Source organism: uncultured Campylobacter sp. (assembly GCF_938045225.1).
Classification (GTDB): Bacteria; Campylobacterota; Campylobacteria; order Campylobacterales; family Campylobacteraceae; genus Campylobacter_A.
Genome location: NZ_CALINL010000162.1, coordinates 1 through 3,415, shown reverse-complemented (window position 1 = coordinate 3,415; position 3,415 = coordinate 1). Strand labels below are relative to the sequence as shown.

4 protein-coding genes are annotated in these 3,415 nt (G+C 43.1%); 3 read left to right on the top strand and 1 reads right to left on the bottom strand.

All coding sequences use genetic code 11. The features are described from left to right. The 3 genes from Q0200_RS06125 to Q0200_RS06115 form a co-directional block, all read left to right on the top strand. The coding region (locus Q0200_RS06125) for a glycosyltransferase (protein WP_297939062.1) at window positions 1-964 on the top strand (964 nt) is incomplete at its 5' end. After that, on the top strand, window positions 964-1,995 hold the full coding sequence (gene gmd, locus Q0200_RS06120) for a GDP-mannose 4,6-dehydratase (protein ID WP_297939060.1): 1,032 nt from the start codon (window positions 964-966) through the stop codon (window positions 1,993-1,995). The genes Q0200_RS06125 and gmd, both read left to right, overlap by 1 nt. Next, window positions 1,985-2,842, top strand: coding sequence for an NAD-dependent epimerase/dehydratase family protein (locus tag Q0200_RS06115; RefSeq protein ID WP_297939057.1), 858 nt, complete (start codon window positions 1,985-1,987; stop codon window positions 2,840-2,842). The genes gmd and Q0200_RS06115 overlap by 11 nt, the downstream gene beginning before the upstream one ends. A gap of 264 nt (window positions 2,843-3,106) precedes the next feature. Here the strand turns inward: Q0200_RS06115 and Q0200_RS06110 are convergent. Then, window positions 3,107-3,415, bottom strand: a 309-nt coding sequence (locus Q0200_RS06110; RefSeq protein WP_297939055.1) for a hypothetical protein, incomplete at its 5' end; no start/stop codon positions are given.

Sequence of the window (3,415 nt, the reverse complement as noted above, 5' to 3'; positions counted from 1 at the left end):
TATAAAAGTCTATGAAATAGAGCGCGAAAAACTACTATCGGGGCTTGAGACGGATGCGAATATCATCTGGCTACAACACCATTTTACATTTTTCGAGATAGATGAAAAGCTAAAATCAGACGTCCTCGCTCTAAAATCTCAGGGGAAAATTTGCTTTATCACGCTTCACAGCACGAAGCAAATCCTAAACTATCCACGCCAAACTCAACAAAACTGGCACGACACGCTTTACGAATTCGACCGAGTATTCGTCCATAGTATCGACGATCTAAATACACTTAGACTGCTTGGACTTATCGATAATGTCACGCTAGTGCCGCACGGAACGCAAAATTTAGCGCCCGAGCAAAACAAACGCAAGGAAATGGACGGCAAATTTAGGATAGGATTTTTCGGACTGCTATTTGCGCATAAAAACCTACCTGTGCTACTAGAAGCTTTTGCGAAATTCAGTCAAAATATAGACGCAAAACTAGTCATAATCAGTCCGGTCGCAAGCGCGGACGGCGAGGCGGAACTGCAAAGATGCCGCAAGATTTGCGAAAAGCTAAATTTGAGCGAAAAAATAGAGTGGCATACGAGTTTTTTACCGATAGAAACTGTAAACGAAAAACTAAGTTGTTGCGATGCGATCGTATTGCCGTACGGACAGACCGACGAGGGTAGTAGCGCAGCAGCCAGAGTCTCTCTAAGTCTTTGTAAAAACGTTATAGTTACGCCGTCAAGAATCTTTAGCGAGATGCAAAATATCACGATAGCGGCGGACGGTTTTAGCGACGAGGATATCCTAGAACAACTCGAAAAAGTAAAAAATAATGAAATAGATGGTAAAATTTATGATAAGCGCATAAAATGGCTAGAAGAAAACAGCTGGCAAAATATCGCCGGTCTTTATTTAAGAATCTTTAAAGCCATAAATACTGATCATAATTTTATGCGACATTTAAAAAACGGAGAAGAATAATGAAAAAAGCTATAATCACGGGCGTCGGAGGCCAAGACGGCGCGTATCTGGCTAGATATCTGATCGATCTGGGATATGAGATCTATGGCGGTTACAGACGAGCGGTGAGCCCGAATTTTTGGAGATTAAACGAGCTAGGTCTTTTAAACGAGCCGAATTTTCATCTAGTCGAGTTTGAGCTAACCGACCCGTTTAATATCCTAAGCGTCGTCAATAAAATAAGACCCGAGGAAATCTACAACCTAGCCGCCCAAAGTTTTGTAGGCGTTAGTTTTAAAGAGCCTTTTCACACTGCAAACGCTACGGGTATCGGCACGCTAAATATACTAGAAGCAATCAAAACGGTAGATAAAAGTATCAAATTTTACCAAGCTAGCACATCAGAGATGTTCGGCAAAGTCCAAGCCGTCCCGCAAAGCGAAACGACGCCGTTTTATCCGCGTTCGCCTTACGGAGTGGCAAAGCTTTATGCACACTTTATCACAGTAAACTATCAAGAAAGCTACGATATTTTCGCCTCAAGCGGCATTTTATTTAACCACGAAAGTCCGCTAAGAGGACTTGAGTTCGTCACGAGAAAAATCACGAATACGGCCGCAAAAATCGCTCTGAAAAAGGCTAAAACTTTAGAACTAGGCAACCTAGACGCAAAGCGCGACTGGGGCTACGCCAAAGAATACGTCGAAGGTATGCACGCGATGCTACAAGCGCCAACTCCGGATACATTTGTGCTCGCTACCGGCGTAACGACCACTGTCAGGGATTTTGTAAAGCTTAGCTTTGAAGCACTAGATATCGGGATAAAATTCGAGGGCGAAGGCATAAACGAAGTCGGGCTAAACGACAAAGGCGACGTAATCGTAAAGATAAACCCTGCATTTTTTAGACCGGCAGAGGTCGATCTACTAATAGGCGACGCATCAAAAGCCAAACAAAAGCTCGGTTGGAACGCAAAGACCGATCTAAAGGGACTTTGCGATATGATGATAAAAGCCGATCTAAGGCGTATCGAGGCAGGATTTGAGTTCTAAGCGCGTTTTTATTACGGGGATCGAGGGTTTTACGGGTCGCTATTTGGAGCGATACCTTTGCACGCTAGGCTACGAGGTCTCAGGCGGCGCCCTGAGCCCTAGCGCGCCTAATCATGTACGCCTTGATCTGCTTGACAAAGATAGCATAAAAGCTGCCTTTAGCGCCAAATTCGACTACATTATTCACCTAGCCGCAGTTTCGTTTACCATGGCCGATCCCGCCGAGATAAAAAACTCAAACGAAATCGGTACGCTAAATTTGTTAGAAGCTCTAAGCACCGTTAAATTTGAAAAGGCGATCTTTGCAAGCTCAGCTAGCGTCTACGGCGGAGGAGATATACCCATGTGCGAAAACTCTCCGCTAAATCCGCAAAGCGTCTATGCCGAAAGTAAAATTTATATGGAAGAGCAAATCATCAAAAGCGGACTTCCTTTTATCATCGCGCGTCCTTTTAACTATACGGGCGCGGGACAAAGCGAAAATTTCCTCATTCCAAAAATCGTGCGACATTTTAAGGACAAAGCTTCCGTAATAAAGCTCGGGAATTTAACGCCAAAACGCGAGTACAACGACGCAAACGATGTTGTGCGGATATACGCGCAACTACTAGAGCTCAAAGCTAACGGCGAAATTTTTAATATCGGTTCAGGCAAGGCTTATAGTATTGAGCAAATTTTACAAATTTTACGCTACCTAAGCGGACATGATATAGCTGTGCAAAGCGATCCCCGATTTATCAGAGCAAACGACCCCGCCCTACTCGTCTGCGATACGGCAAAACTACAAAACTATGGCATAGTTCCTTGCAATGGAGAGATCGAGAAGCTACTCCGCTCTATGCTTTAGACATTAATTACTTCTTGGCGTCTTTGGCTAAAATCTAACATTGTTATTGCCCTATCTTGTTTTTATACACAAAATACTCAAACAGTCCGTATCTTATAAATCACAGACTTTAATTACTTTTCCCGCCGGTTTTAATTTCCGGTTTTAGACCAAAATCAAGAGTTAGGCGCAAAATGGAAAAATATGTAATTTTAAATTTTATAAACTAGCTTTACAAAAGAAGAGAAGTTCGGCAGGTAAAACCTGCCGAAAAGAAAGGAGAAATCAGAATGCGTTAATAGTAACTTCGCCAGCATTAACCGTTGTGTCAAGGTTGGCAATATTTACGCCCGATAGCTTAACGATGGTATCGCCTGCGGCAAAGTCATGATCGCCACCAGCAGCATTGTATACCAAGTATGTATCATTTAGATATGAATAAGCATATATCTTACCGGCTTGGTTATTGGTGCCATCAAAGAATCCGCCAAGTTTAGCCGCAAGAGCGAAGTTATCTTGTGCATTTCCGTTGGCATCTATAGCTACTTTTTCTATAGGAGCCGTACCACCGGCAAATTTAATCTTATCGCCAAC

Excerpts from the sequence above, each read along its gene's own strand:
- gmd (WP_297939060.1), top strand. The coding sequence starts at position 964 with ATGAAAAAAGCTATAATCACGGGCGTCGGAGGCCAAGACGGCGCGTAT.